Origin of the sequence: Thalassospira sp. MBR-102 (genome assembly GCF_040549275.1) — a bacterium.
GTDB classification, from domain to species: domain Bacteria; phylum Pseudomonadota; class Alphaproteobacteria; order Rhodospirillales; family Thalassospiraceae; genus Thalassospira; species Thalassospira xiamenensis.
The window spans coordinates 80,954-103,736 of the sequence record NZ_JBEPTC010000014.1; the positions used below are offsets into that span (position 1 = coordinate 80,954).

Below are 22,783 nucleotides of genomic sequence, written 5' to 3' on the forward strand. Positions count from 1 at the left end.
GAATGCCGATGTTGCTGAGTAGATAAAAACATATAAACACGGAGGCTTTGATGAAGGGCACTAAGACGACAATCGCAGCTTTGGCTGCGCTTTTGATGGCGGGGGCGGCACAGGCCGAGCCGGTCAAGGTTGGCATGATCACGACCCTTTCGGGTGGCGGTGCGGGGCTTGGCATCGATGCGCGCGATGGTTTCATGCTGGCGGTCAAACAGGCCAATAACCCGGACCTGACGGTTGTGATCGAAGACGATCAGCAGAAACCCGATATCGCGGTTCAGCTGGCCGATAAAATGATCCAGAGCGAGAAGGTCGATGTCCTGACCGGTATTATCTGGTCGAACCTGGCAATGGCGGTGGTGCCGTCGGCGGTGGCACAGGACAAGTTCTATCTTTCGGTCAATGCCGCACCGTCGCAATTGGCGGGCAAGGGCTGCAACAAGAATTATTTCAGCGTTTCGTATCAGAACGACAATCTGCATGAAGCCGCAGGCGGTTATGCGACCAGTGCCGGTTACGAGAAAACCTTTGTGATGGCGCCGAACTATCCGGCGGGCAAGGATTCCATCGCCGGTTTCAAGCGTTTCTATCTGGGTGATGTATCGGGCGAGGTTTACACCAAGCTTGGCCAGACCGACTATGCCGCCGAAATCGCGCAGATCCGTGCATCGGGTGCGGATAGCGTGTTCTTCTTCCTGCCGGGCGGCATGGGCATTGCGTTCATGAAACAGTATGCCCAGTCGGGTGTGGATATTCCGTTGATCGGTCCGGCATTCTCGCTTGATCAGGGGATTCTTGGCGCGATTGGCGATGCGGCGATTGGCATCAAAAACACCGCCAACTGGTCCAAGGATATCGACAACGACACCAACAAGGCGTTTGTCGAAACCTTCCAGGCGGAATATGGCCGCCTGCCGTCGATCTATGCGTCATATGGCTTTGATACCGCCAATCTGTTGCTGTCGGCAATGGGCAAGGCAGACGTCAAGGATGCCGACGCCTTCCGTGATGCGCTGCGTGCAGCGGACTTTAATTCCGTCCGTGGCAAATTCATCTTTGGTCCGAACCAGCATCCGATCCAGGACATCTATGTCCGTGAAGTGGTGAAGGAAGGCGACGTTCTGACCAACAAGATCATTGGCACAGCGCTTATCGATCATGCCGATGCCTATGCATCGGAATGTGCGATGTAACGACGAAGTCTGTTTCATAGACTGGCAAGTTCGGCGGGCATTGGTGCCCGGTTTCCGGGGCTGATGCCCGCCATCTTGTGACGGAGTTTTCCTTTATGTTTTCTTTATTTCTGGAACAGCTTCTGAACGGCCTTCAGTCGGGGGTCATGCTGTTTCTGATGGCATCGGGTCTGACGCTTGTTTTTGGTGTCATGGGGCTGATCAATCTGGCGCACGGGTCGCTTTATATGGTGGGCGCGTTTGCGTGCGCGGCCGTTGCGGCATGGACCGGTTCATTCTGGCTGGGGCTTGTGGCGAGTTTGATGGCGGCCGCCCTTGCGGGGGCGCTGGTTGAAATGCTGGTGATCCGCAGGCTTTATAAACGTGATCACCTTGATCAGGTGCTGGCGACATTTGCGCTTATTCTTATTTTTTCCGAAGGAACCCGGTGGATTTTCGGCTCCTTCCCGCTGTTTTTAAATGTCCCCGAAGCCCTTTCGGGCACGGTAACGATGCCCGGTGGATCGGAATATCCGATTTTCCGGCTGGCGATTATTGTCGCCGGTCTGATCGTGGCGGCGGGTCTTTTTACCCTGATTGGCAAGACGCGACTTGGCACGCGCATTCGTGCCGGTGAAGCCGACCGTGAAATGATCGCCGCATTGGGGATCAATATCGACCGGCTTTATACGGTTGTTTTTGCGCTGGGCGCGGCGTTGGCCGGGCTGGCGGGGGCGTTTGTCGGCACGACGCAATCGGTACAGGTTGGCATGGGCGAACCGGTTTTGATTTTGGCATTCGTTGTGATCGTGATTGGCGGGATCGGGTCGATCAAAGGCGCGCTTGTCGGGTCGTTACTGGTCGGCTTTACCGACACGATGGGGCGGTTTTTGCTGCCCATCGGGTTCGAGGCGTTTTTCGATCCGGCAAGTGCGACGGCGATTGGGTCCGCACTTGCATCGATGCTGATTTATATCGTTATGGCGCTGGTGCTTTTCCTGCGGCCAAGCGGTTTGTTCGGGACGGAAGCCTGATATGAGCATGAACCGCGAAACCATCCTTAATATCGTTCTGGCGGCGTTGCTGATTGCGGTGCCGGTGATCGCACAGATCATGGGGGAGCCGTTTATCATTACCCTTGCGACCAAGGTTGCGATCCTTGGCATGGCGGGGGTCGGGCTTAATATCGCGCTTGGCTTTGGCGGGCTTGTGTCATTTGGTCATGCGGCATTTTTCGGGATCGGGGGCTATGCCGCCGGGATCCTTGCCAGCCATGCGCTGAATTACGAGCCGATCATGACGGCACCCTTTGAAATCAACGGTACGACACAGATGATTGTCATCTGGATCGTGGCATTGATCGCATCGGCTTTGGTGGCGCTTCTGATCGGGGCGATCACGCTTCGGACCAGCGGGGTCTATTTCATCATGATCACGCTGGCCTTTGCGCAGATGATCTATTATTTCGCGATTTCCTGGCCGGCCTATGGTGGGGAAGACGGGCTTTCGATCTATGTGCGCAACAGCTTTCCGGGTTTGAACACGCTTGATCCGATCAGCTTCTTTGGGCTGTGCGCGGCGATGCTGGGTGTTGCGATTGCGTTTTCAGCCGTGCTGATCCGGTCGCGGTTTGGTTTGGCCCTGCATGGGGCGCGGCAAAACAGCCAACGCATGATGGCGATTGGTATTGCGCCGTTCCGCGTGCGTCTGGTGGCGTTTGTGATTTCAGCGATGATTACCGCATGGGCCGGTGCGCTTTATGCCGATCTGAACCGGTTTGTCAGCCCATCGATGCTGTCATGGCATATGTCGGGAGAAATCATGGTGTTTGTCATTCTTGGCGGGGTCGGGCGGCTGTTTGGTCCGGTCGCGGGGGCGGCACTTTACATCATTCTGGAACATCTTCTGGGCGGCATGTTTGAATACTGGCAATTGCCGCTGGGTATTCTGTTGCTGGTGGTGGTGCTGTTTGCACGCGGTGGCCTGATCGGTCTTCTGGCGGGGGAGCGCAAACATGCCTGAAGCCATTCTTTCACTATCCAATGTCACCAAGCAGTTCGGCGCGTTGCTGGCCAGTGACAATGTGTCGCTGGACCTTATGCCCGGTGAAATCCATGCCCTGATCGGGCCGAACGGGGCGGGGAAATCCACCCTGATCAAGCAGATCGCGGGCGAGATCAAATCTGACAGCGGCGACATCCGCTTTGCCGGGCGTGATATCGGCGATCTGGATGCGGTGGAACGGTCCCGCATGGGGTTGGCGCGGACATTTCAGGTGTCGTCCCTGATGCCGGAATTCTCTGTGCTTCAGAACGTCGTTCTGGCGCAGCAATCGGTCAGCGGGAAAATCTTCCGGTTTTTCAAGCCGGTTTTAAGCGATGCGTCGCTTCTGGAACCGGCGATGGCGCAATTGGAGCGGGTTGGTCTTGCCGACCGGGCGCAGATGCGGGCCGCCGACATATCGCACGGCGAACGCAGGCAGCTTGAAATGGCGGTTGCGTTAGCACTTAAGCCGCGTGCCTTTTTGCTCGACGAGCCGATGGCAGGCATGGGGCCGGAAGGGTCCAAACGGTTGACCGGGTTCCTTGACGGATTGCGGGCAGAAGCGCCGATCCTGCTGGTGGAGCATGATATGGACGCGGTTTTTGCGCTGGCCGACCGGATTTCGGTTCTGGTCTATGGGCGGGTGATTGCGACCGGCACGGTTGACGATATTCGTGGCAATGAGGACGTCAAGCGGGCGTACTTGGGGGAGGAAGCCTGATCATGAGCGCACTTCTGGAAGTATCTGGCATCACCGCCTTTTATGGTGCGTCGCAGGCATTGTTTGGTGTCGATCTGATCGTGAACGAGGGCGAGGCGGTTGCGCTTATGGGGCGCAACGGCATGGGCAAGACCACGACGATCAAGACCATCTGCCGGATGATGAGCCACCGGGATGGTGAGGTCCGCTTTGCCGATACCGACCTTGCGAAACTGCCATCGCACAAGGCGGCCCGGCTTGGCATCGGGCTTGTGCCCGAAGGGCGGCGGTGCTTTGCCCGGTTAAGCGTGATGGAAAACCTGATGGCGGCGGCGCGGGCCGGTGAATGGGATTTTGACCGGGTGGCGGACCTGTTCCCACGGCTTGCCGAGCGGCGCGATCAGAAGGCGATGACGCTTTCGGGCGGGGAGCAGCAGATGCTAGCCATCGGGCGCGCATTGATGACCAACCCACGGCTTTTGATCCTTGATGAGGCGACCGAGGGACTGGCGCCGGTGGTGCGGCAGGAAATCTGGGCTGCGATCAACCGGTTGAAGCAATCGGGTCTTTCGATCCTTGTCGTCGATAAGTCATTGAAGGAATTATCCGGTGTGGCGGACCGTTATGTGGTGGTCGAAAAGGGCGTTACCGCGTGGACCGGGGCGGTTGGTGATCTGAGTGATGAACTTGCCGACCGGTATCTGGGGGTGTGAGATGACAATGTTCACCTATGCCCAGAAAGTCCTGTTTCAGCATTGCGACCCGGCGGGGATCGTTTTTTATCCGCGCTATTTCGAAATGATCAATGCGACGGTCGAAGAATGGTTCGAGGACCGGATCAGGTTCAGCTTTGCGCAGATGCATGGGGTTGACGAGGTGGCGGTGCCGACCGCGGGGCTTCAGATCAGCTTTACCGCGCCAAGCCGCCTTGGCGAGATGCTTGAATTTCGGCTGGTGCCGAAACGGTTGGGGCGATCAAGCCTTGATCTTGAAATCACGGCTGTCTGTGGCGATGAGCAACGCCTTTCGATGACAGCGACGCTGGTGTTTACCAGAAGGGGTGCCGGTAAATCGGTGCCGTGGCCCGATGATTTGCGTGCCAAAATCGACAACGAAATCAATGAAATGGTAGAAAAAGATGCATAAAATCATTCAGCCAGACGGATGGAAACCGCCCAAGGGTTACGCAAATGGCGTGCTGGCCGACGGGGTGCCGCTTTATATCGGCGGGCAGATTGGCTGGAACGCTGATCAGGTCTTTGTCGCCAAGGATTTCGTCGGTCAGATGGAACAGGCGCTGCGCAATATTGTCGATGTGCTGGAGGCCGCCGGTGGCGGGCCGGAGCATTTGACGCGGCTGACATGGTATGTGGTCGACAAGAAGGAATATCTTGCCAAACAGCGCGAGGTCGGCGAGGCCTATCGCCGCGTGCTTGGCAAGAATTTCCCGGCGATGACGATGGTGGTGGTCAGTGCCCTTGTCGAAGACGAAGCATTGATCGAGATCGAGGCGACGGCATCGATCCCGGCGGATAGAAATGCGGCCTGAAACGCAAAACCCCGGCAGATGCCGGGGTTTTTGTTGGGGCGGTAAATTCAGATCTTCCGAATTTTCTCTTGTTGTTTTATGGGATATTTACCATAATGTCTGGGCGAGCGGATTTGGCTTGGGTTGGTTCAAGCAAAAAGGATTTTGATAAATTCCCCGATGATGTCCAGGACGTTATGGGATTTGCCCTTGATACGGTTCAGTGCGGGGAAACACCACAAATTGCCAAACCGCTTAAAGGTGTTGGTGGTGGTGTTTGGGAGTTGGTTGATGATTACAACTCAGATACTTACAGAGTAATTTATGCTGTCCAGATTGGAGATGTTGTTTATGTGCTCCATGCTTTTCAGAAGAAATCAAAATCTGGAATTGCAACGCCGCAAAAGGACATAAATCTCGTAAAAGACAGGCTTAAAATATTAAAGAGCAAGTTGAAGAATCAGTAATCAGGAGGCGTTACATGGAAATCGAAATTACCAAAGGGTCTGTTTATAACAGCCTCCATGATTCCAAGACGGCAAAAGAGATGGCAACCAAAGCTGAGCTGGTAAGAAAAATAATTGCCATTCAGAAGAGCCGCAGCCTAACCCAAGCTCAGCTAGGTGATATCATTGGCATGAATCAGGCTGATGTAAGCCGCATGTTGAAAGGTAACTTTCGAAGCGTTGCGGTTGGAAAGATGCTTGATTGCCTCACCAGCCTTAATCAGGACATCGAGATCATTGTCAAACCTCATGCCGTAGAGCATGAGGTGGGCGACATTCATGTCGTGGCTGCAATTGCGTAATCAAAGTAAATTCTTATGCTTTCACGCAGGCAGTTTCAGATTTGCCGGAAGATCAGGGATGTGTTGATGCCGCCAAAGGCGAAATTGTTGCTCATCATATGTTCCGCCGAAAGGCGTCTGGCGTCGCCATAGATGTAATCAAGTTCGGCGCATTCCGGATCGACCTGTTCAAGATTGGCGGTGGCGACAAATTTGCCTTCGCGCATCATTTCAAGGCCAAGCCACGCCTCGATGGCACCACATGCGCCAAGGCTGTGACCGAAATGGCCCTTGAGCGTGTGCATCGGAATGGCGCGATCAAACACCGCACGGGTCGCCTTGCTTTCGGCAAGGTCGCCGTGATCGGTCGCCGTGCCGTGGCCATTGACGATATCGATATCCGATGATGACAGCCCGGCAGTTTCAAGCGATTTACGAAGGGCGACTTCCATTTTGTCCGCCGCGGGCTGCGTGATGTGTGCGCCGTCCGAATTGCTGGCGAAGCCGACGATTTCGCCATAGATGGTCGCCCCGCGGGCCTTGGCGTGTTCGTATTCTTCCAGAATAAGTGTTCCGGCCCCTTCGCCGATTACCAGACCATCGCGCCTTGCATCATAGGGACGCGGGGAGAGTTCCGGGGCGTCGTTACTGGTACTGGTGGCAAACAGGGTATCGAATACGGCGACCATGGTGGGGCAGAGTTCCTCCGCCCCGCCGGCGATCATCAGATCCTGCATGCCGAATTTGATTGCCTCGTAGGCATAACCGATCCCCATGCTGCCCGATGTGCAGGCGGTCGAGGTCGGGATGATGCGCCCGGAAATGCCATAGAGCACGCCGATATTGACGGCCGCCGTGTGGCTCATCATCTGGATGTAGCTGGTGGCGGTGATGGCGTTGCTGTCGCCATGTTCCATCAGGCGGGTAAAGCCGAGAACGGGCGGGGTGCTGCCAAATGACGAGCCATAGGCAATGCCAAGACGCCCGCCCTGGAGGATGGCGGTATCATCACGAAGCCCCGCCATTTCGAGTGCCTTGTCGGTGGCATCGACCGACATCTGGGCAACACGGCCCATGCTGCGAAGCTGTTTGCGGCTGAATTTGCCCTTGAGCGTGAAATCCTGCACGGGGGCTGCCAGGCGGGTGCGCAGATCATATTTGCCATCCCAGTCATCCATGCGCCGGATGCCGGTTTCGCCCGCGGCCATGCGCGATGAAATGGTTTCCCAGTTATCACCAAGGGCGGTGATGCCCGCCATGCCGGTGATGACCACGCGGCGGGTGGTGGATGTGTTGCTCATAACATGCCCCCATTCACACTGATGACCTGGCGTGTGATGTAGGACGCATCGGAACTGCACAGAAACGCGATGGTGCCCGCGACCTCGTCCGTTGTGCCATAGCGGCGCATCGGGATCATGGCCTTGACCTCGTCCGCGGGCAGGTCGCCGGTCATCTGGGTTTCGATCACACCGGGGGCGACGGCATTGACGGTGATTTTGCGTTTGGCGAGTTCAAGGGCAAGCGATTTGACCGCGCCGATGATCCCGGCCTTTGACGCGGCATAATTCACCTGCCCGCGATTGCCAGCGATCCCGGCGATGGAGGTGAGCGCCACGATACGCCCGCCCTTGCGCCGTTGAATGATCGGCATGATCAGCGGTTTGATCACATTGTAAAAGCCATCGAGATTGGTGTGCAGAACGCTGTCCCAATCGTCGTCTTCGAGCGCCGGGAAAGGTCCATCGCGGGTCAGCCCGGCATTGAGGATCACGCCATAGGGCGCGCCATGATCGGCAATGTCGGCCTCGATTGCGGTGCGCGTTGCGTCGCGGTCGGCGATATCGAACCGGATCAGACGGGCCGTGCGGCCAAGGGCGATGATATCATCACGGACGGCTTCAGCACCGGTTTGATCGGAATGATAATGGACGACGATATCAAAACCGTCCCTTGCAAGACGGCGCGCGGTGGCGGCACCGATCCCCTTGCTTGCACCTGTTACCAGAATGGTTTCTGTCATGGCTTTGTTGTTTCTTGGTTGCTGGTTGGGGTTTCGGATGCGGCGTCATTTGGCTGATAGACATTGATGCGCGCGGTCACAAGGGTTTCGGTGCCCTTGCGGACTTCGCCGTCAAACACACCCATTTCGCCGTCTTCGAAAATGTTTTTCACATGGATGACAAGCACATCGCCATCGGCAAAGCCATCGCATGCCATGGTCATTTTGCGCGTGCCGAGCAGGTAGCCGATTTTGGGTGCTGTGCCGGGGGCGGCAGACTGGGCGCGCCAGCCGCTATAGGCCGCCACCGACTGGGCGATATATTCGATCCCGACATAGGCGGGGACGCCATGCGTGGGGGTGAAGAACAGGCTGTTTTTGGTGATGCGGACCTCTGCCGTCAGGCTTTCGGCATCGGCGGCGAGAATGCGGTCGATCAGAAGCATCGGGGCCGCGTGCGGCACCAGTGTTTCGACGGGTGGGAAGGCGGGTTTTACAGACGCATTCATGTGCGGTTCCCCCGGTTCCAGCCCCGGCCCAGAATGACCGAGACGTTGCTGCCGCCAAAGGCAAACGAGTTGCTCATCATCGCCAAGCGATCCGAAGGGGGCAATTTCGTGGCCGGCGCGGCCACCAGATTGATGTCGGGGATGTCGGGATCAGCTACGCCGTCCCAGATATGACGCGGCAGGGGTGCTCCTTGGGCGGCATCGCAAAGCGAAAGCCAGAGCATGGCGGCTTCGATGGCGCCCGCAGCACCCAGCGTATGACCGGTCATGGGCTTCGTGGAGCTTGCCGGGACGTTGGCGCCCAGAACATCACAAACGGCACGGGCTTCCATGCCGTCATTCAGCGGGGTCGCGGTGCCGTGCAGATTGATATAGGCGATGTCGGATGGTTTGAGTTTGGCATTGGAAAGCGCGTTTTGCATTGCCATGGCGGCCCCCCGGCCATCGGGATGCGGGGCGTTGGGGTGATGGGCGTCGGAGCTTTCACCGACGCCGAGCAATTCGATGTCGCCCGCATCACGACGGAGGATGAAAAGTGCGGCCCCTTCGCCGATATTGATGCCGTCGCGGTTAAGGCTCATGGGATTACAAAGGCCGTTTGAAACCGATTGCAGGGCATCAAAGCCGCGCACGGTCAGACGGCAGAGGCTATCGACGCCGCCGACCAGAACCGCATCACACAGCCCGGTATTGATCAGGCGCGCCCCGGCGGCAAAACCCTTGGCACTGGACGAGCAGGCGGTTGAAATCGCATAAGATGGTCCGCCAAGATCAAAGGCGTCGCGCAGGAAATCAGCGGGTGATCCGATTTCCTGATGGCTATACAGGAATGTTTCGGGGAAGGCCCCGCCATCAAGGGCGGCTTCGTAATCGGTTGTGCCTTCTTCGATGCCCGATGTGCTGGTGCCGATGATGACGCCAATGCGGGCGCGACCAATATCGGCAATCAGATCGGTGATGTCGGTTTCGATCTGCCGGGTTGCGGCCAAAAGCAGGCGGTTGTTGCGGGTATCGTGACGGGCAAGGTTTTCGGGCAGAGGGGCCGGATCGGTGACGACAGTGCCAAGGATCGTGGCGCGGTCGGGCAGGAAACCGTCGCGCGCGATCATATCCGCCGGGCGGTCGCCAAACAGGGTTGCACGGGTTTCATCGATCCCGGTGCCAAGGGCGGATACGATGCCAAGGGCGGAGAGATACAGCGAGCCCAGCGTCATGATGACGATCCTGTGTGTTTTGACTGGATCGTGATGACATAGCCGAAACGTTCGTTGCGGATTTTGGCAAAACCCTGCCAGACATCGCGTACCGGGCGTTCGATCCGGGCATAGAAGCGGCCGTTGCTATCGATGCGAAGCGTGCGTTCCCCCATGGTTTCGCGGATCGACAGATCGCGGGGCAGGGCATCGCGCACGACATCGAGCGGCCAATAGACCATGACGATATCGGCCAGCATACGGCGTGCATCAAGTGTTGCGGGCAGCCAGTCGGCGGTTTGAACCGACAGGGCATCGGTCGACCAGTCGATATCAATCGCGCGACGGCCCAGATCATCGATCATGACGATGCGGACGTGATCGCGTTCAAGGGTGATGCGGGCCTGAAAGGTGCCGGTTTCGGTTTCGTTGCTGCTGGTGTTTTTCCAGTTTGCGGTGACCTGCTGGGTGACGTCGATGGCGTCATCATCGGTCCATGGCTGTTCGGGCAGGGTGAATTCATAGCCCTCGTCAAGCATCACGGTTTGCGCCGGTGTTGATGTGAAGACGTCCGGCATGGAAAGGTCGGGCATTGTCAGATCGGGCATGTTCATTGTTTCACAGGCGCTCAGGCCCGTGGCAAGCATGCCAGCGACAAGGGTTTTTACGACGACGGAGCGCATAGATCGTGCAACATCTCAATGTAGCGTTCGGTTTTGGCGACCAGCGGGTTTTCCATATTCCATGCATAACCTGCAAGGATCGAAACGACCATACGTTTCAGTTGTGAATCGTCATCGGGCTGATTGAAAATAATCGTCTGTAACCGTCCATCATACCATGCGTCGACATAGGATCGGAACGTATCGACCCCCTTTGACAGTGGTTCGGCGAAATCCATGGTCCAGTCAACGGCCTTGCCATTATGGCGCGCGATCAGTGCCTTGGCGGCCAGTTCGGCGGAATGCATGGCAATGGTGACACCCGATGAAAACACCGGATCAAGGAAGCCCGCCGAATTGCCAAGCAGGACATAACCATCGCCAAAAAGTTTTTCCGACTGCGCGCTATACCCGGCGATGGAATTGAGGTCACGGATCGGTTCTGCATTGGCAAGCAGCGAATCAAGGCGTGTATCATGGATCAGCTGATTGAAAATGTCCTGATCCGACATGCCGGCAAAGGCCGGATCATTATCGGGATAAATCGCGCCGATGGATGCGGTGCCATCGGAAAACGGGATCAGCCAGTACCAGATTTCATGACGGGTCGGATGCACCGTGATCAGGATTTTTTCACGGTCATAGCCGGGATCGGTGATGTGATCGCGCATATGGGTGAAGAGGGCACGGCGTTCAATCGACTTGCCGGGGCGGGCAAGGCCGAGCATCCGGGGAAGGACCCGGCCATAGCCGCTGGCATCCACCACGAACCCGGCCCGTAGTTCACCCGGATTGCCATTGGCATCGGTGAAGCCGAGGCGGCAATCGCCATCGGAAAGCGTTGCGGATGTGACGCGGTGGCCAAAGCGGATGTCGACCCCGGCGCGCGCGGTCTCACCTGCCAGAATCTGATCAAAGCGGGCGCGCTTGACCTGAAACGTCGTGCCCCAGCAATCGGATGGTTCGAAATTCTGGCGGAAATCAATCGACATATATTGGGGGCCGCATTCGAAGACGGCACCGTTTTTAAACTGGAACCCGGCATCGGTCACAGCATCCAGAAGCCCGGCGCGTTCCAGCACATTCATGCAGTTGGGCAACAGGCTTTCGCCGATCACGAAGCGCGGGAAGGTTTCGGCTTCGAGTACGGTAACGGCCATGCCGGCATCATGCAGGAATTTGGCAATGACCGATCCGGCAGGCCCGGCACCGATGACGGCGATATCGCAATCGGGTCTCACTGTTTTTGCCCCCGCTGTTTTTGGGTTTGCGCGTTATTGTTTTTTGTTGGTGCGGTCATCCAGAAGGCCAGGAACCATGCCCCGATCAGGCCGATGGCAATCACCGATCCGATATCACGCACCAGCGGCACGGATGATGTGGCGAGAAGGCCAAAGGCAAGCACGCTGCTGATCAGCGACAGCAACACCGCAAGGCGCGTGTCGTCATCATGGGGGCCGTTGCGGCTTTCGGCCAGAAACAGAACGTAATCCGCCCCGATGGCAAAGACCAGAAACAGCGCCATGGTGGTAAAGAAGCTTTGGGCGATGCCAAAGGCATAACCGCCCAGCACCGCAAACAGGATCGCCCCGGCGGGGGCGGCAAAAACGCAGATGCCGGTGCGAAGCCCGTAACGCAAAACAGCAAGGATGGCGGCGACACAAAGCGCACCGCCCAAGGCAATCCATGCCCACAGGCGGTAGGTGGCAAACTGGTTGCTGATCGCGGTGGGCGGGTTGATCAGACTGACGTTTTCGATATCGCCAAGGGCGGTGCTGATGGCGTCAATATCGGTGGCGTTGCGAAGCCGGATGATGTCCGATCCGCCGGAATGCAGGCGGGCGATTTCGGGCAATGTCTTTGCCGCGTCTTCATCGGGGACAAGGTAACCGGCATCCATGTCCGGCGCGGTGATGTTGACCGGTAACTGATTGGACAGGGCCGCGCCAAAGCGATCATAAAGGCCGGTCGCGACCAGATCGCGGTTTTCGGTTTGCCGGGTGATGGACGGGATCAGATCGGACAGGCCGATCATGCCGCCAAGGCGGTTATCGGCGATCAGCGGTGTCAGGGCATCGCGGATTGCTTCGCCGGTTTCAAGGCGGGCCTGGGGATCGTCGCTATCAATGCGGATGAAGACGGGGCTGCCGCCAAGGCCGAGGATATCTGCAATGTTTCCGGCATCCGCTATCAGGGCGTCATTGCCGTGACCGAACTGGCGGATATCGTTATTGCCGGGGATCACGAAGGCCGCAAGGGCAAGGGTGATGATGATCGCGGCACTTGCGATCAGCCGCACGCGGATCGGGGCAAATGTTTTGCCAAGGACGGTTTGCAACCCGTCATGCAGTTTGCGGATCGGCGAGGATGGCCGGACATCGCGGGCCGGGATCAGGGGCAGCAGGAACAGCACCGAACAATAGGCAGCGACCAGACCGGCAACCGAATAAACCGCGATCTGGGATAGCAATTGGGTGGGGCTGAGTGACAGCGCGCCAAAGCCGATCACGGATGTCAGAAGGCCAAGGCTTAGCCCCGGTCGGATTTTGTGCAGTCGGTCCGTGGGTGATCCAGCGGCAGAGCGCAGCACAAGGTAATGCAGGGCATAATCGACCGAAATGCCGATCATGGTCGCGCCAAACACCAGCGCAATCGCATGGATGGCGGGGAAGATCACCACCACGGCGGCAAGGCCTGCCAAAAGGCCGCTGCCGACGACCAGAAGGGCACCGAAAAGCGGGATGGGCGAGTAGAACACCAGCCCGATCATCACAAGGATGCCGATGGTCGCGATGATCGCGATGCGTTGCACATCAGCTTGGGCGCGGATGGCTTCTGCCACGGCAAAGAAAATCTGGCCGGTTTTGGCGGTACTCAGGCCGGGCGTGGCATCGGTGATGGATTGCAGGGCGGTGTTGGCCCCGGTGACCCAGCGTTGATCATTGCCGGAGCTGCGCAGATCGGGTGACAGGCTTGCCATCACCGGCAGGTAAAATTGCCCGTCGCGGGTGATGATCTCGTTACCGGTGCCGAGCTTTGCGGCAAGGTCGGACAGGAAGGTGGGCAGAAGGGCGAACGGGTCCTGTTTTAGCGACTGGCTGCTGAGCGTTGTTGCCGGGGAATAGAGGTTCTGAAGCGCACGGCGATAGAGCGCTTCGGCGTTGCCATTTGCCAGCTTTTCGCGATCAGACGGGGATAGCAGGCTGTTGGCATGAGGGCCATAAAGCGCCATCAGATCGGCGAAGCGATTGTCGTTGTGACCGGGAAGGGTGATGGTTTGCGTGCCATCAAGGGCCGCGATCCGGCCTGCGAAATCAGTGGCGGCGGTTTCAAGTGTGTCGCGGTCAGAATGCGAGAGCATGAAGATCGCCTGCCGACCATCATTTGCCAGCAGATGACGGACGGTGGCGATGTCAGTTTGCGGGCCGTTTGGGGCGGCATTTTCCTGCCCGATCAGGGACAGGATATCGGCATCGATCCCGGTATGGCCGCCGCGCAATTGCCAAGTGGCAAAAACCGCCATCGCGATCAGGCACAGGGCCCAGAGGGTTGCGCGCAATGCCATTACTGATCCGCGCCGGTCAGAAGGGCGGCAAATTCGGGCGGCAGCGGCAGGCTTTGCAATGCCTGATCGGCAAGAGTGATGGCATCATGGTCGCCGGTCGGTTTTTCCAGTCGGACGGCTTCGACAAAATCAGTACCGGCGGCGGTGATTTTACTGATCTGTTGGGCGATATTGCTTCCGTCCTTGGGCGTCAGGATGACCTGCCATGCGCCCTGTTCGGTTGTGTCCCTGGTGATGTCAAAACGCTGCTCCAGCGGTTGCCAGTTTCCGGCAAGAACGGCTGAAATCAGTTCGACAAACTGGCGGAACTGATCGCCGCGGGCGAGTTCATCGCGGTTGCCCTGATCATCGATCCGGGTGATGCCGTGATCATCAAGGATCGTGGTGCCGGGGAAGGGTTGCAACGTGCGCCAGACCAGCCCGCGTGCCGGGGACAGGACGAAATCGCCGTTCGAGGTGAGCGGTTTTTCAAAGCCGTCAAGATGGCGGTCCATGGTGAAGGAGCCGCCGAGATATTGTTCGGTGCCGATGTTGGCCGGGGCCGGAATATCATCCGCCCGTGCGGTGCCGGTCATGCTGGCAGTCAGCAGGGCGACGGATGCGATCAGGCGGCGGATCGGGATCAAACAAGGGCCTCCATCTTTGCGATGAAGAAATCGGGGCTGCGATAGAGCATTTCGCCGCTGGATTTTTCGACCGCGACCTGAATGGTGAAGCCCTTGGTCAGTTTTTGACCGGTTTTGGTGTCGCTGATGAGGTAGTCGATTTTAAGCCGGTTTTCATATTCGCGGAGCGTCGCGGTGATCGTAATGTTTTGGCCGAAGGTACAGGGGCGGACATATTTGACCCGCATATCCACCACCGGCCAGACATAGCCCGACGCATCCATTTGCGGATAATTGTAGTCGATCTGATCCAGCAGCGCGCAGCGGGCATTTTCAAAGAACTGCACGTAATTGCCGTGCCAGACGACATTCATCGGATCAAGGTGATAGAACTGGATGGTTTCACTGACCGATGCGCTGATCATGATGCCAGATCCCCGCCATAAAGCGCCCAGTGGCGCGATTGAATGCGGTCGATCAGAAGGCGAAGGGTTGCTTCGAGCGGCTGATCTTCGGCGATGAAGGGGATGTCGGTGCCAAGCGCATCCAGGAAGGTTGTGATGTCGCTGCCAAGTTGTTCGGGTTTGATGTCACCGTTTTTAAGGCGCAGCGTGATCGCCTGTTTGACGGCGATAAGGTTGGCAGCCGCGACCTGTTCGGTCAGTTGCAGGATGCGCAGGCAATCACGCGCGGCAATCGTTCCCATGCTGACCTTGTCCTGATTGTGGCATTCGGTCGAGCGCGAAAAGACGCTGGCGGGCATGGTGTTTTTTAATGCCTCTGCCGTCCAGGCGGAAACGCCGATCTGCACGGCCTTCAGCCCATGATTGATCGAGGCGCGATCCGCATCCGATCCCGACAGGTTCGATGGCAGACCATGATTGAATTTGGTATCGACCAGAAGCGCCATTTGCCGATCCATCAGATCGGCGAGATTGGCGATCAGGGTTTTCATGCCATCGGCGACAAAGGCAACATGCCCGCCATAAAAATGACCGCCATGCAGGATGGTTTCGCCTTCGACATCGATCAGCGGGTTGTCATTGGCGCTATTGAGTTCGGTTTCAAGCGTTGCGCGGAAGGTCGGCATCATGTCGGCCAGAACGCCGATGACATGCGGCGCACAGCGCAGCGAATAACGATCCTGCAACCGGGCCGGGGCATAATTGGTGCCGAGATCGGCAAGGTCATCCTCGATAAAGGCGGCGATGCGGGCCTGCCCCGGATGGGGTTTGGCGGCAAACAGGCGTTTGTCAAAATGGGCGGGATTGCCCAGCAACCCGATAGAGGCAAGTGCTGTGATGCGCGCGGTCAGGCGGCAGAGGTAATCCGCACGCACGAATGCCTGACACATCATGGCGGTCATGACCGACGTGCCATTCATGATCGCCAGGGCTTCCTTGGGGCGGAGCGTTAACGGCGTTAACCCGGAGGTGGCAAGGGCATCCAATGCGGTCATTTTCTGGCCGCGATACAGCACGTCGCGTTCGCCGATCAGGGCGGCGGCCACGTAGGAAAGCGGGGTCAGATCGCCGCTGGCGCCGACCGATCCTTCTTCGGGGATCAGGGGTGTGATGTCGTGTTCGAGAAGACCTGCAAGCTGGCGCAGAAGATCAAGGCTGACACCGGAATAGCCGGTGCAAAGGGATGCAAGCCGGACCGCAAGGACAGCGCGCGCCTGATCGGGCTTGAGAATATCGCCAAGGCCGCAACCGTGAAACCGGCTGAGATGAAGCGGGAGTTCGGCGACCAGTTCGGGCGGGACGCGGCGCGAAACGGAATCACCATAGCCGGTGGTGACCCCGTAAATATGGCCGTGATCGCGCAATTCCCGATCAAGGAAATCGGCCCCGGCCTTAATGCGGGTGGTGAATTCCGGGTCGGATGACAGGACGGGCAGGGCACGTTGTTCGGCAAGGGCAACGATATCTTCGATGCGCAGGTTTTCATCGCCAAACTGCACAGTGGTGCGGCTGTTATTCATTGTCGTCCTTTTTCTTCGCCCAGAAGTCATAGAAATTGAACCATTGCAGCGGTTTTGTAACAACAAGCTTTTCAAGCCAGTTGGCATATTGCCCGGCATATTCGGTGATTTTACCGATCCGGTTGGCGCGCGGCAGGGTGATTTGATCGGCCAGTTTTTCCCAGACGATTTCAAAGCGTTTCCCATTGCGCCATGCCGCAACCATATAGACCGGGCATTGCAGCAGATGGGCCAGAACAAACGGCCCCTGCGGGAAGGGAGCCGGATCACCCAGAAACGGGACGCGCACCGATTTATCGCGTGCGCCAATGGCAACGCGGTCCGCTGCAATGACGACCCATTCGCCGCGTTCGACCTTTTCACGCAGCAGCATCGCGGTATCGGGGCCGATATCGGTGACTTCGATCAGATCGACCTGGCTTTGCGGGGCGAATTTTTGCAAGACGCGGCCAAAGCGGGCGGCGTTTTTTTGATGCAGCAGCACATTGACGCGAAAATCGCGGTCGCGGCTGGCAATCGCACGCACCAGTTCGATATTGCCGAAATGGGACACGAACAGGATGACGGCCTGATCGCGCGGGATATAGGCAAACAGGCTGTCGGCGTGGTTGGGCAGATCAAGATCATCAATCTTCATTTCGCCCGACCATGCGGCGATTTTATCCAGTGCACTTTCGCCGAAATTCATGAAATGGCGAAAACTGTCACGCAGGCCCGGTTTGGGTTGGCCGGTGATGGCGGCAACGCGCGACAGGAAATCCTGCGATGCGCGGCGCGCGACCCGGCCGGTGGCAAAGAAATAAGTGATGACCGGAAACATCACCACCAGACACAGCCGACGCCCGCCATAACGATAAACCGCGCCGAGGAACCGGATGCCCCAGTAAATGCCGCGTTCGTCAATTTCCGACCAGTGTTTGGCGGGGGCTCCGATGGTTTCGGGATGTTTTTCGGGATCAATACCAGTGCGGTGTTTCTGCCCGAAATGGCCACCACGCGCAATAAATCCCGGCAGGCGGGCCAGCATGCCAAAGAACAGCCGGGTGTGCATCCAGCTTATCAGGACATTGTCCTTCCACATGCGGAAGTTAGACGTGTTGTTTTCGGGGTAGGTGACTTCGGTCGGGACGTGATGGACCGGAACACCGCGCCAGTACAGGCGTACCATCAGTTCGGTGTCGAAATCCATTTTATGGCCGCAGCCTTCTTCGCGCCAGACCGCGAGGCTTTCGGAGACGGGATAGACGCGAAAGCCGCACATGCTGTCGCGGATGTGGGTCGACAATGTTTCGATCCAGACCCAGACATGGGAAATCCAGCGCCCGATACGGCGTTTTTGCGGGATGCTGTCATCATAGACCGGAAGGCCGGTGACAAGCGCCGTTGGGTCTTCTTGTGCGATGCGGATCATTTCCTTGATCCGGTCAAGGTTATGCTGCCCATCGGCATCGACCTGAATGGCGTGGGTGAAACCGGCGCGTTCGGCCATGGCAAGGCCGGTCATTACCGCCACACCCTTGCCGCCATTTTCATCCAGATGCATGCAGGTGATGCCGTTTTCGGGATCGTGCAGGGCGGCGACAACATCGTGTGTTTGCGTGTTTGACCCGTCATCAATGATGATCACCGGCAGATCATATGCGCGGATGCGCGCCACAACGTCAGCCAGGACGTCATGGTGATTATGGGTCGGTATGACGGCACAGATTTTCATGAGGGGGCCTCGCGCCATTTCAGAATACCGGAGCTGTGATCGCCTTCGGCGTCGGAATGATAGCGGAATTTGATTTTTCTGTTTTCCCGGTCGCAATCAAGTTCAAGCATCAGTTTTGACCCCGGTGCAATCGGTTTGCGATATTTCAGTTGTGTCACCTCGCCGATGGTGACCGGGACATCAAAAAGCGTTGCGGCCTGATCCGCCGCCCAATGCAATTGGACCACACCGGGCAGGATCGGCATGCCGGGGAAATGGCCCCGGAAATAAAGCAGATCCTTGGGCAGGTGCAGCGCCAGATTGACGCGGTCATCATCGCGATTTTGTATAACGATTTCAGGTGTCACAGGTTCCATATCGGCAAAAAGCGCACGCAGCAAATGAAGCGGGCGTTTGCCCTGACTGTCGGATGGTAACCGATCGACAAAGCGCCAACGTTGCGGCAAAGCAGCGTCGTCTTCGAATTTGGCGATTTCACGCCGGAGTTGGCGCCCCATGCGAAACCGCCCGATATCGGCCAGCATATCGCGGCCCGCAGGCGACAGCACGGCCACCACGCCAAGGCGACGGTCATTATCATCGGGGATCAGCGCAATGGCGTCTTCGACCAGATTGCTTTGACGCAGATGGCGTTCGACAGCGCCCAGCGAAATGCGTTTGCCTTCGACCTTGACCACCCGGTCGGCCCGGCCATGCAGGGTAAAGGTGCCGGTTGTGTTATCGATCTTTGCGATGTCTTCGGTCTGATACCAGTCATCGCCCGCGATGTGGGCGGCGCGCACGCGAAGGCATCCGGCGTCATTCAGACCAATGTCGACACCGGGCAAGGGATGCCACGGACAGTTGTCGCCGGTCTGCTGGCGATGGGCGATACCGCCGGTTTCGGTGCTTCCGTAAATTTCTGTCGGGCAGGTGCCGAGCATCGCAGTGGTTTCGGATGCGGCGGCAAGGTCAAGCGGGCCACCCGATGAAAAGATCAGGGACGGGCGCGGCACATCTGCCAGATCGGGATGCAGGTTTTTAAGATGTGCGGGGCTTGTGATCAGGACATCGCCCGCCCCGATATCGCCCTGCATCATTTCCCAATAGGGGGCGGGATCGGCGGTAAAGACACGGCTCGTGATCACCGGCCAGACGATGCGGAAAATCAGGCCATAGATATGTTGATGGGATACCAGCCCGACAATGCGTGCGCCTTTGGGGATGTGCGGCTGCCACAGCGGTTCCTGTATGGTTATTTCGGCTTCGATCAGGGCGAGGGTCTTGGCGATGGGTTTGGCATCCCCGGTCGAGCCGGAGGTAAAGAACACAGCCCGACAATCGGATGCGGCGGGCAGTGTGGTTGACAGCGTCGCGTCGTTGCCTTTGGCGAGCTTTGCAAGGATTGCAGTATCGTCGAGATAGAGATCGAACTGATCGACAATGCCATCAAGATAGGCTGGCCGATCCGTCGCGGGGAAAATCACGGTGGCGCCCGCGCGCCATGCGGCGGTGATCGCGATCAGGAACAGACGGGCCGACTGGCAATGGATGGCGATGCGCGAAGATGCGGATAGGGTGGGGCAAAGACGGTCGATATCGGAACGCAGATCACCAACGCAAAAAAGCCGGTCGCCTTCGATGCAAAGGGCGGTATCGGCGTTTTGCGGATCATGCAGTTTTTCGATAAAGCCGGTCATCAGGACTCTTTGATCTTGCGGTCATGGCGGGCGCGCAGAATGCGGCGGACCGGCCATTCGCCGATAAACAGAATGCCAATCAGCAGATAGGACAGAAACCCATTATAAAGCGTCCATATTTCCATGCTCGCATAAAGTGCCGTCCATGTGGCAATCATCGCGTTGACCGCGAAAAATCCGATCCAGACTTTGGTCAGTTTGCGCGTGTAGGCAATCGAATAGTCGTCAAGATCGGGCATTTTCAGCCGGGCGAGGCGTTCGACCATCGGTCGGTCGGTAAAGAGCGTGACGGTAAAAACCGCCCCCATCGTCAGGCTGACAATTACCGGATAAAAGCGGATGGCGAGAAGTTCGCTTGCCAGACCACCCGCGGCAACGATACCCGCGACCAGAACCGCAAGACCGGCAGGCCCATAACGTTTTTGCACCGCAAATGTCACGGCACGCAAAAGCACCACGATCAAAAGGCCGATCAGGATGAATTGCGGCGAAAATGCCGACAGTCCGAAATAGACCAGAACCGGATAGGTAACACCCAGTACGCCAAGCAGAAGGGCCGCGATCCGTTTAGGAACTGACCAGGTCATGGATCTTCTCGACGACGTCATCGACGGTGCGCACAGACCGGAATTCCATGGCCGGGATTTTCTTGCCGGTGATTTCCTGGAATTTGACGATCAGGTCGACGGCATCGATGCTGTCGAGGTCAAGGTCTTCGAACAGGCGGGCGTCAGGGGTGATATCCTCGGACGGGACTTCGAAAAGTTCGACAAGGTAATCGTGAAGCTGTTGATAGACGTCCTGGCGACTGTGCATGATTACCCCTCCTTGCCCGAAGCCTGAATGAATTTCGCCAGATTGCGTACCGATGCAAAATGGGTTTTCACATCTTCGTTCTTGGCATCGATCCGGACATCATATTTTTTCTGGATCGCAACGCCAAGTTCAAGGGCATCGATGGAATCAAGGCCGAGCCCATCGACAAACAGGGCTTCTTCGCTGTCGATATCCTCGACACTTATGTCTTCGAGATTGAGCGTCTCGATAATGAAGGCTTTAAGCTCAGTTTCCAGCGAAGTCATGCGTCAGTCTGTCCAGATAATAATCCTTGATGATCCGGGTCAGCAAACGCGCCTGTTTAGCGCGGCTTAACGTCGGATCAGCAATGTCCCCAAATGATAGCGGTGCATCGACTACGAGGCGAAAACGGATTTTCGACGGCGGAATGCGATACCACGGTACCCCCTTTTTCAGGGTATCGTGATTACAGTGCACAACCACAGGAATCAAGTCGACTTGTGTTTCTATCGCGATATTCGCTACCCCGCGTTGTAATTGGCCCAGTTTGCGGCGGCTGGGTGTGCGGGTTCCTTCGGGGAAAATCAGGATGCAGGCACCGTTTGCCAGATGATCGCGCGCCTGCGATATCAGGTTTTCGGGATCGTCATTATTGCGAATGAAACCAGCCGCACGTACCACACCGGCCATGAACGGATTGCGAAACAGTTCGTGTTTGACGACACACTGGCAGCGATCCATCTGGGCCAGGATCATCACGACATCGAGCAATGTCGGATGATTGGCGATGATCAGCGCACCACGTGCGGATCGAAGGCGTTCGATATTTTCGGTTTCGGCAACCGCCACACCGGTGACATCAAGCATCCATGTGAAAAGGCGAAAACCGCGGCAGATGACAAACTGCGCATAGCGGCGGCGTTTGGCGCGGTCGCGCAGGATGATCATCATGGCGGGGAAAATGGTGATGGCCAGCAAAAGCCCGCCCAGCCCAAAGGATGAAAAGGCAAAGCCGGTCGCCAGCAGCCGCCAATACCAATTAAAGCCCTTTGACGACCGTGTCGGCCTGCTGTGTTTATCAGTCATGCGGTTGCATGGCCCAGCCGCCGGATTTCCCCGGCAGGTTCAACCCGGTTTTTGACGAGGTGCCAAGGCAGGCGGCGATGGCGCGTGCCTGGCGGTGTGGCATGGGGGCGGGATCATGATCGGGGATCGGATCGAACCAGAACATTTTGCCGTCCGGTTTCGTTGGCTGGTCAAAGCGGATGGCAAGGGCGGTGCCGGAAATGTCGTCCGGGTCTTCGTCGTGGTAAATGTCGGGCAGCGGCAGATCGACATAGCACAGGATGACGGGGCCATCTTCGCTGGTGAGCTGGCATAATGTTTCGGTCAGGGCCGCGATCAGGCTGTCATTGCCAGCCGAAATCGCGGTGTGGCTTTGGGTGATCGACCAGTTGATCGAGGCAACCCCGACCAGCGCGTTATGCACCGACATGCTGAAATCGGCGGGGGAGAGGGTTTCGTTTGTCGCGACCTGATGGAGGAGTTTCAGCGTGCGATCAATATTGCCGTGGCGGGAGGCAAAAACGATATGCGGATTATCGCCATCACGGATGGTATGGTCGAGCACTTCGGCGGCGGCGCGACCATAGAGGTCCAGACGCCGCCGCCAGGCGGGTTTGAGGCTGCGCGCCAGATTGGCACCGGTCATATCGTCAATCGGGATTGCGGTATGCGGGATTTCGGTATGCCCGGCTGTTCCGGATTTCAGGACCGCTCGATCATCGCGGTCTTCCCAGAAAGCCCAGTGCGAAATTCTGGCGTGCAGCAAACTCATATCCAAAC

The 22,783-nt window shown here is 57.6% G+C and carries 26 protein-coding genes; 9 read left to right on the forward strand and 17 right to left on the reverse strand.

Translation table 11 applies throughout. The features are described from left to right. Positions 1 to 50 precede the first annotated feature (50 nt). The 9 genes from ABIE64_RS19730 to ABIE64_RS19770 all read left to right on the forward strand — a co-directional run bounded on the left by ABIE64_RS19730 (position 51) and on the right by ABIE64_RS19770 (position 6,248). Positions 51 to 1,190, forward strand: coding sequence for an ABC transporter substrate-binding protein (locus ABIE64_RS19730; protein WP_062953518.1), 1,140 nt, complete (start codon positions 51 to 53; stop codon positions 1,188 to 1,190). Positions 1,191 to 1,285: 95 nt separating this feature from the next. Continuing rightward, a complete protein-coding gene (locus ABIE64_RS19735; protein WP_354378339.1) occupies positions 1,286 to 2,203 on the forward strand; it encodes a branched-chain amino acid ABC transporter permease in 918 nt (305 codons plus the stop codon). 1 nt (position 2,204) lies between these two features. Continuing rightward, entirely contained in the window at positions 2,205 to 3,191 is a 987-nt protein-coding gene (locus ABIE64_RS19740) for a branched-chain amino acid ABC transporter permease (protein ID WP_071240661.1), read from the forward strand. Next, positions 3,184 to 3,933 (forward strand): ABC transporter ATP-binding protein, encoded by a 750-nt coding sequence (locus tag ABIE64_RS19745; protein WP_085645983.1) that lies wholly within the window; start codon positions 3,184 to 3,186, stop codon positions 3,931 to 3,933. The genes ABIE64_RS19740 and ABIE64_RS19745 overlap by 8 nt, the downstream gene beginning before the upstream one ends. Positions 3,934 to 3,935: 2 nt before the next feature. Next, entirely contained in the window at positions 3,936 to 4,625 is a 690-nt protein-coding gene (locus tag ABIE64_RS19750; protein ID WP_007090653.1) for an ABC transporter ATP-binding protein, read from the forward strand. Position 4,626: 1 nt separating this feature from the next. After that, positions 4,627 to 5,058 (forward strand): acyl-CoA thioesterase, encoded by a 432-nt coding sequence (locus ABIE64_RS19755; protein ID WP_354378340.1) that lies wholly within the window; start codon positions 4,627 to 4,629, stop codon positions 5,056 to 5,058. Then, entirely contained in the window at positions 5,051 to 5,461 is a 411-nt protein-coding gene (locus ABIE64_RS19760; protein ID WP_037992735.1) for a RidA family protein, read from the forward strand. Before ABIE64_RS19755 ends, ABIE64_RS19760 begins: the two co-directional genes overlap by 8 nt. A gap of 95 nt (positions 5,462 to 5,556) precedes the next feature. Next, complete coding sequence (locus ABIE64_RS19765) at positions 5,557 to 5,907, forward strand: type II toxin-antitoxin system RelE/ParE family toxin (protein WP_354378341.1); 351 nt, start codon at positions 5,557 to 5,559, stop codon at positions 5,905 to 5,907. Between the two features lie 14 nt (positions 5,908 to 5,921). Continuing rightward, complete coding sequence (locus tag ABIE64_RS19770; RefSeq protein WP_354378342.1) at positions 5,922 to 6,248, forward strand: helix-turn-helix transcriptional regulator; 327 nt, start codon at positions 5,922 to 5,924, stop codon at positions 6,246 to 6,248. A gap of 35 nt (positions 6,249 to 6,283) precedes the next feature. Here the strand turns inward: ABIE64_RS19770 and ABIE64_RS19775 are convergent, their stop codons facing one another. Genes ABIE64_RS19775 through ABIE64_RS19855 form a run of 17 tightly spaced genes read right to left on the reverse strand, consistent with a single transcriptional unit; the run spans position 6,284 to position 22,775 of the window. Further along, positions 6,284 to 7,528 (reverse strand): beta-ketoacyl-ACP synthase, encoded by a 1,245-nt coding sequence (locus ABIE64_RS19775; RefSeq protein WP_354378343.1) that lies wholly within the window; start codon positions 7,526 to 7,528, stop codon positions 6,284 to 6,286. After that, positions 7,525 to 8,250 carry a 3-oxoacyl-ACP reductase FabG gene (fabG, locus tag ABIE64_RS19780; RefSeq protein WP_354378344.1) on the reverse strand — a complete coding sequence of 242 codons (726 nt, stop codon included), beginning with the start codon at positions 8,248 to 8,250 and terminating at the stop codon, positions 7,525 to 7,527. The genes ABIE64_RS19775 and fabG overlap by 4 nt, the downstream gene beginning before the upstream one ends. Beyond that, on the reverse strand, positions 8,247 to 8,738 hold the full coding sequence (locus tag ABIE64_RS19785; protein ID WP_354378345.1) for a hotdog family protein: 492 nt from the start codon (positions 8,736 to 8,738) through the stop codon (positions 8,247 to 8,249). Before ABIE64_RS19785 ends, fabG begins: the two co-directional genes overlap by 4 nt. After that, positions 8,735 to 9,952: a beta-ketoacyl-[acyl-carrier-protein] synthase family protein gene (locus ABIE64_RS19790; RefSeq protein WP_354378346.1), complete on the reverse strand. Its 1,218-nt coding sequence runs from the start codon at positions 9,950 to 9,952 to the stop codon at positions 8,735 to 8,737. Before ABIE64_RS19790 ends, ABIE64_RS19785 begins: the two co-directional genes overlap by 4 nt. Further along, complete coding sequence (locus ABIE64_RS19795) at positions 9,949 to 10,539, reverse strand: DUF3261 domain-containing protein (protein WP_354378347.1); 591 nt, start codon at positions 10,537 to 10,539, stop codon at positions 9,949 to 9,951. Before ABIE64_RS19795 ends, ABIE64_RS19790 begins: the two co-directional genes overlap by 4 nt. Before the next feature lie 56 nt (positions 10,540 to 10,595). Beyond that, positions 10,596 to 11,834 (reverse strand): NAD(P)/FAD-dependent oxidoreductase, encoded by a 1,239-nt coding sequence (locus ABIE64_RS19800; protein WP_354378348.1) that lies wholly within the window; start codon positions 11,832 to 11,834, stop codon positions 10,596 to 10,598. Next, entirely contained in the window at positions 11,831 to 14,158 is a 2,328-nt protein-coding gene (locus ABIE64_RS19805) for an MMPL family transporter (protein ID WP_354378349.1), read from the reverse strand. Before ABIE64_RS19805 ends, ABIE64_RS19800 begins: the two co-directional genes overlap by 4 nt. Next, positions 14,158 to 14,784 (reverse strand): LolA family protein, encoded by a 627-nt coding sequence (locus ABIE64_RS19810; RefSeq protein WP_354378350.1) that lies wholly within the window; start codon positions 14,782 to 14,784, stop codon positions 14,158 to 14,160. Before ABIE64_RS19810 ends, ABIE64_RS19805 begins: the two co-directional genes overlap by 1 nt. Beyond that, positions 14,781 to 15,188 (reverse strand): acyl-CoA thioesterase, encoded by a 408-nt coding sequence (locus ABIE64_RS19815; protein ID WP_063094820.1) that lies wholly within the window; start codon positions 15,186 to 15,188, stop codon positions 14,781 to 14,783. Before ABIE64_RS19815 ends, ABIE64_RS19810 begins: the two co-directional genes overlap by 4 nt. Continuing rightward, positions 15,185 to 16,747, reverse strand: coding sequence for an HAL/PAL/TAL family ammonia-lyase (locus ABIE64_RS19820; protein ID WP_354378351.1), 1,563 nt, complete (start codon positions 16,745 to 16,747; stop codon positions 15,185 to 15,187). The genes ABIE64_RS19815 and ABIE64_RS19820 overlap by 4 nt, the downstream gene beginning before the upstream one ends. Continuing rightward, positions 16,740 to 18,461, reverse strand: a complete 1,722-nt coding sequence (locus ABIE64_RS19825; protein ID WP_354378352.1) for a glycosyltransferase family 2 protein — start codon at positions 18,459 to 18,461, stop codon at positions 16,740 to 16,742. Before ABIE64_RS19825 ends, ABIE64_RS19820 begins: the two co-directional genes overlap by 8 nt. Next, positions 18,458 to 20,140, reverse strand: coding sequence for an ApeI family dehydratase (locus tag ABIE64_RS19830; protein ID WP_354378353.1), 1,683 nt, complete (start codon positions 20,138 to 20,140; stop codon positions 18,458 to 18,460). Before ABIE64_RS19830 ends, ABIE64_RS19825 begins: the two co-directional genes overlap by 4 nt. Continuing rightward, positions 20,140 to 20,727 (reverse strand): COG4648 family protein, encoded by a 588-nt coding sequence (locus ABIE64_RS19835; protein WP_037992715.1) that lies wholly within the window; start codon positions 20,725 to 20,727, stop codon positions 20,140 to 20,142. Before ABIE64_RS19835 ends, ABIE64_RS19830 begins: the two co-directional genes overlap by 1 nt. Next, a complete protein-coding gene (locus tag ABIE64_RS19840; protein WP_037992713.1) occupies positions 20,708 to 20,956 on the reverse strand; it encodes an acyl carrier protein in 249 nt (82 codons plus the stop codon). The genes ABIE64_RS19835 and ABIE64_RS19840 overlap by 20 nt, the downstream gene beginning before the upstream one ends. 2 nt (positions 20,957 to 20,958) lie before the next feature. Then, entirely contained in the window at positions 20,959 to 21,222 is a 264-nt protein-coding gene (locus tag ABIE64_RS19845; RefSeq protein WP_007090636.1) for a phosphopantetheine-binding protein, read from the reverse strand. Then, positions 21,203 to 22,024 (reverse strand): lysophospholipid acyltransferase family protein, encoded by an 822-nt coding sequence (locus ABIE64_RS19850; protein WP_354378354.1) that lies wholly within the window; start codon positions 22,022 to 22,024, stop codon positions 21,203 to 21,205. The genes ABIE64_RS19845 and ABIE64_RS19850 overlap by 20 nt, the downstream gene beginning before the upstream one ends. Continuing rightward, the gene (locus tag ABIE64_RS19855) at positions 22,017 to 22,775 is read right to left on the reverse strand and encodes a beta-ketoacyl synthase chain length factor (protein ID WP_354378355.1); all 759 of its coding nucleotides are present in this window, start codon (positions 22,773 to 22,775) and stop codon (positions 22,017 to 22,019) included. Before ABIE64_RS19855 ends, ABIE64_RS19850 begins: the two co-directional genes overlap by 8 nt. Positions 22,776 to 22,783: the final 8 nt, after the last annotated feature.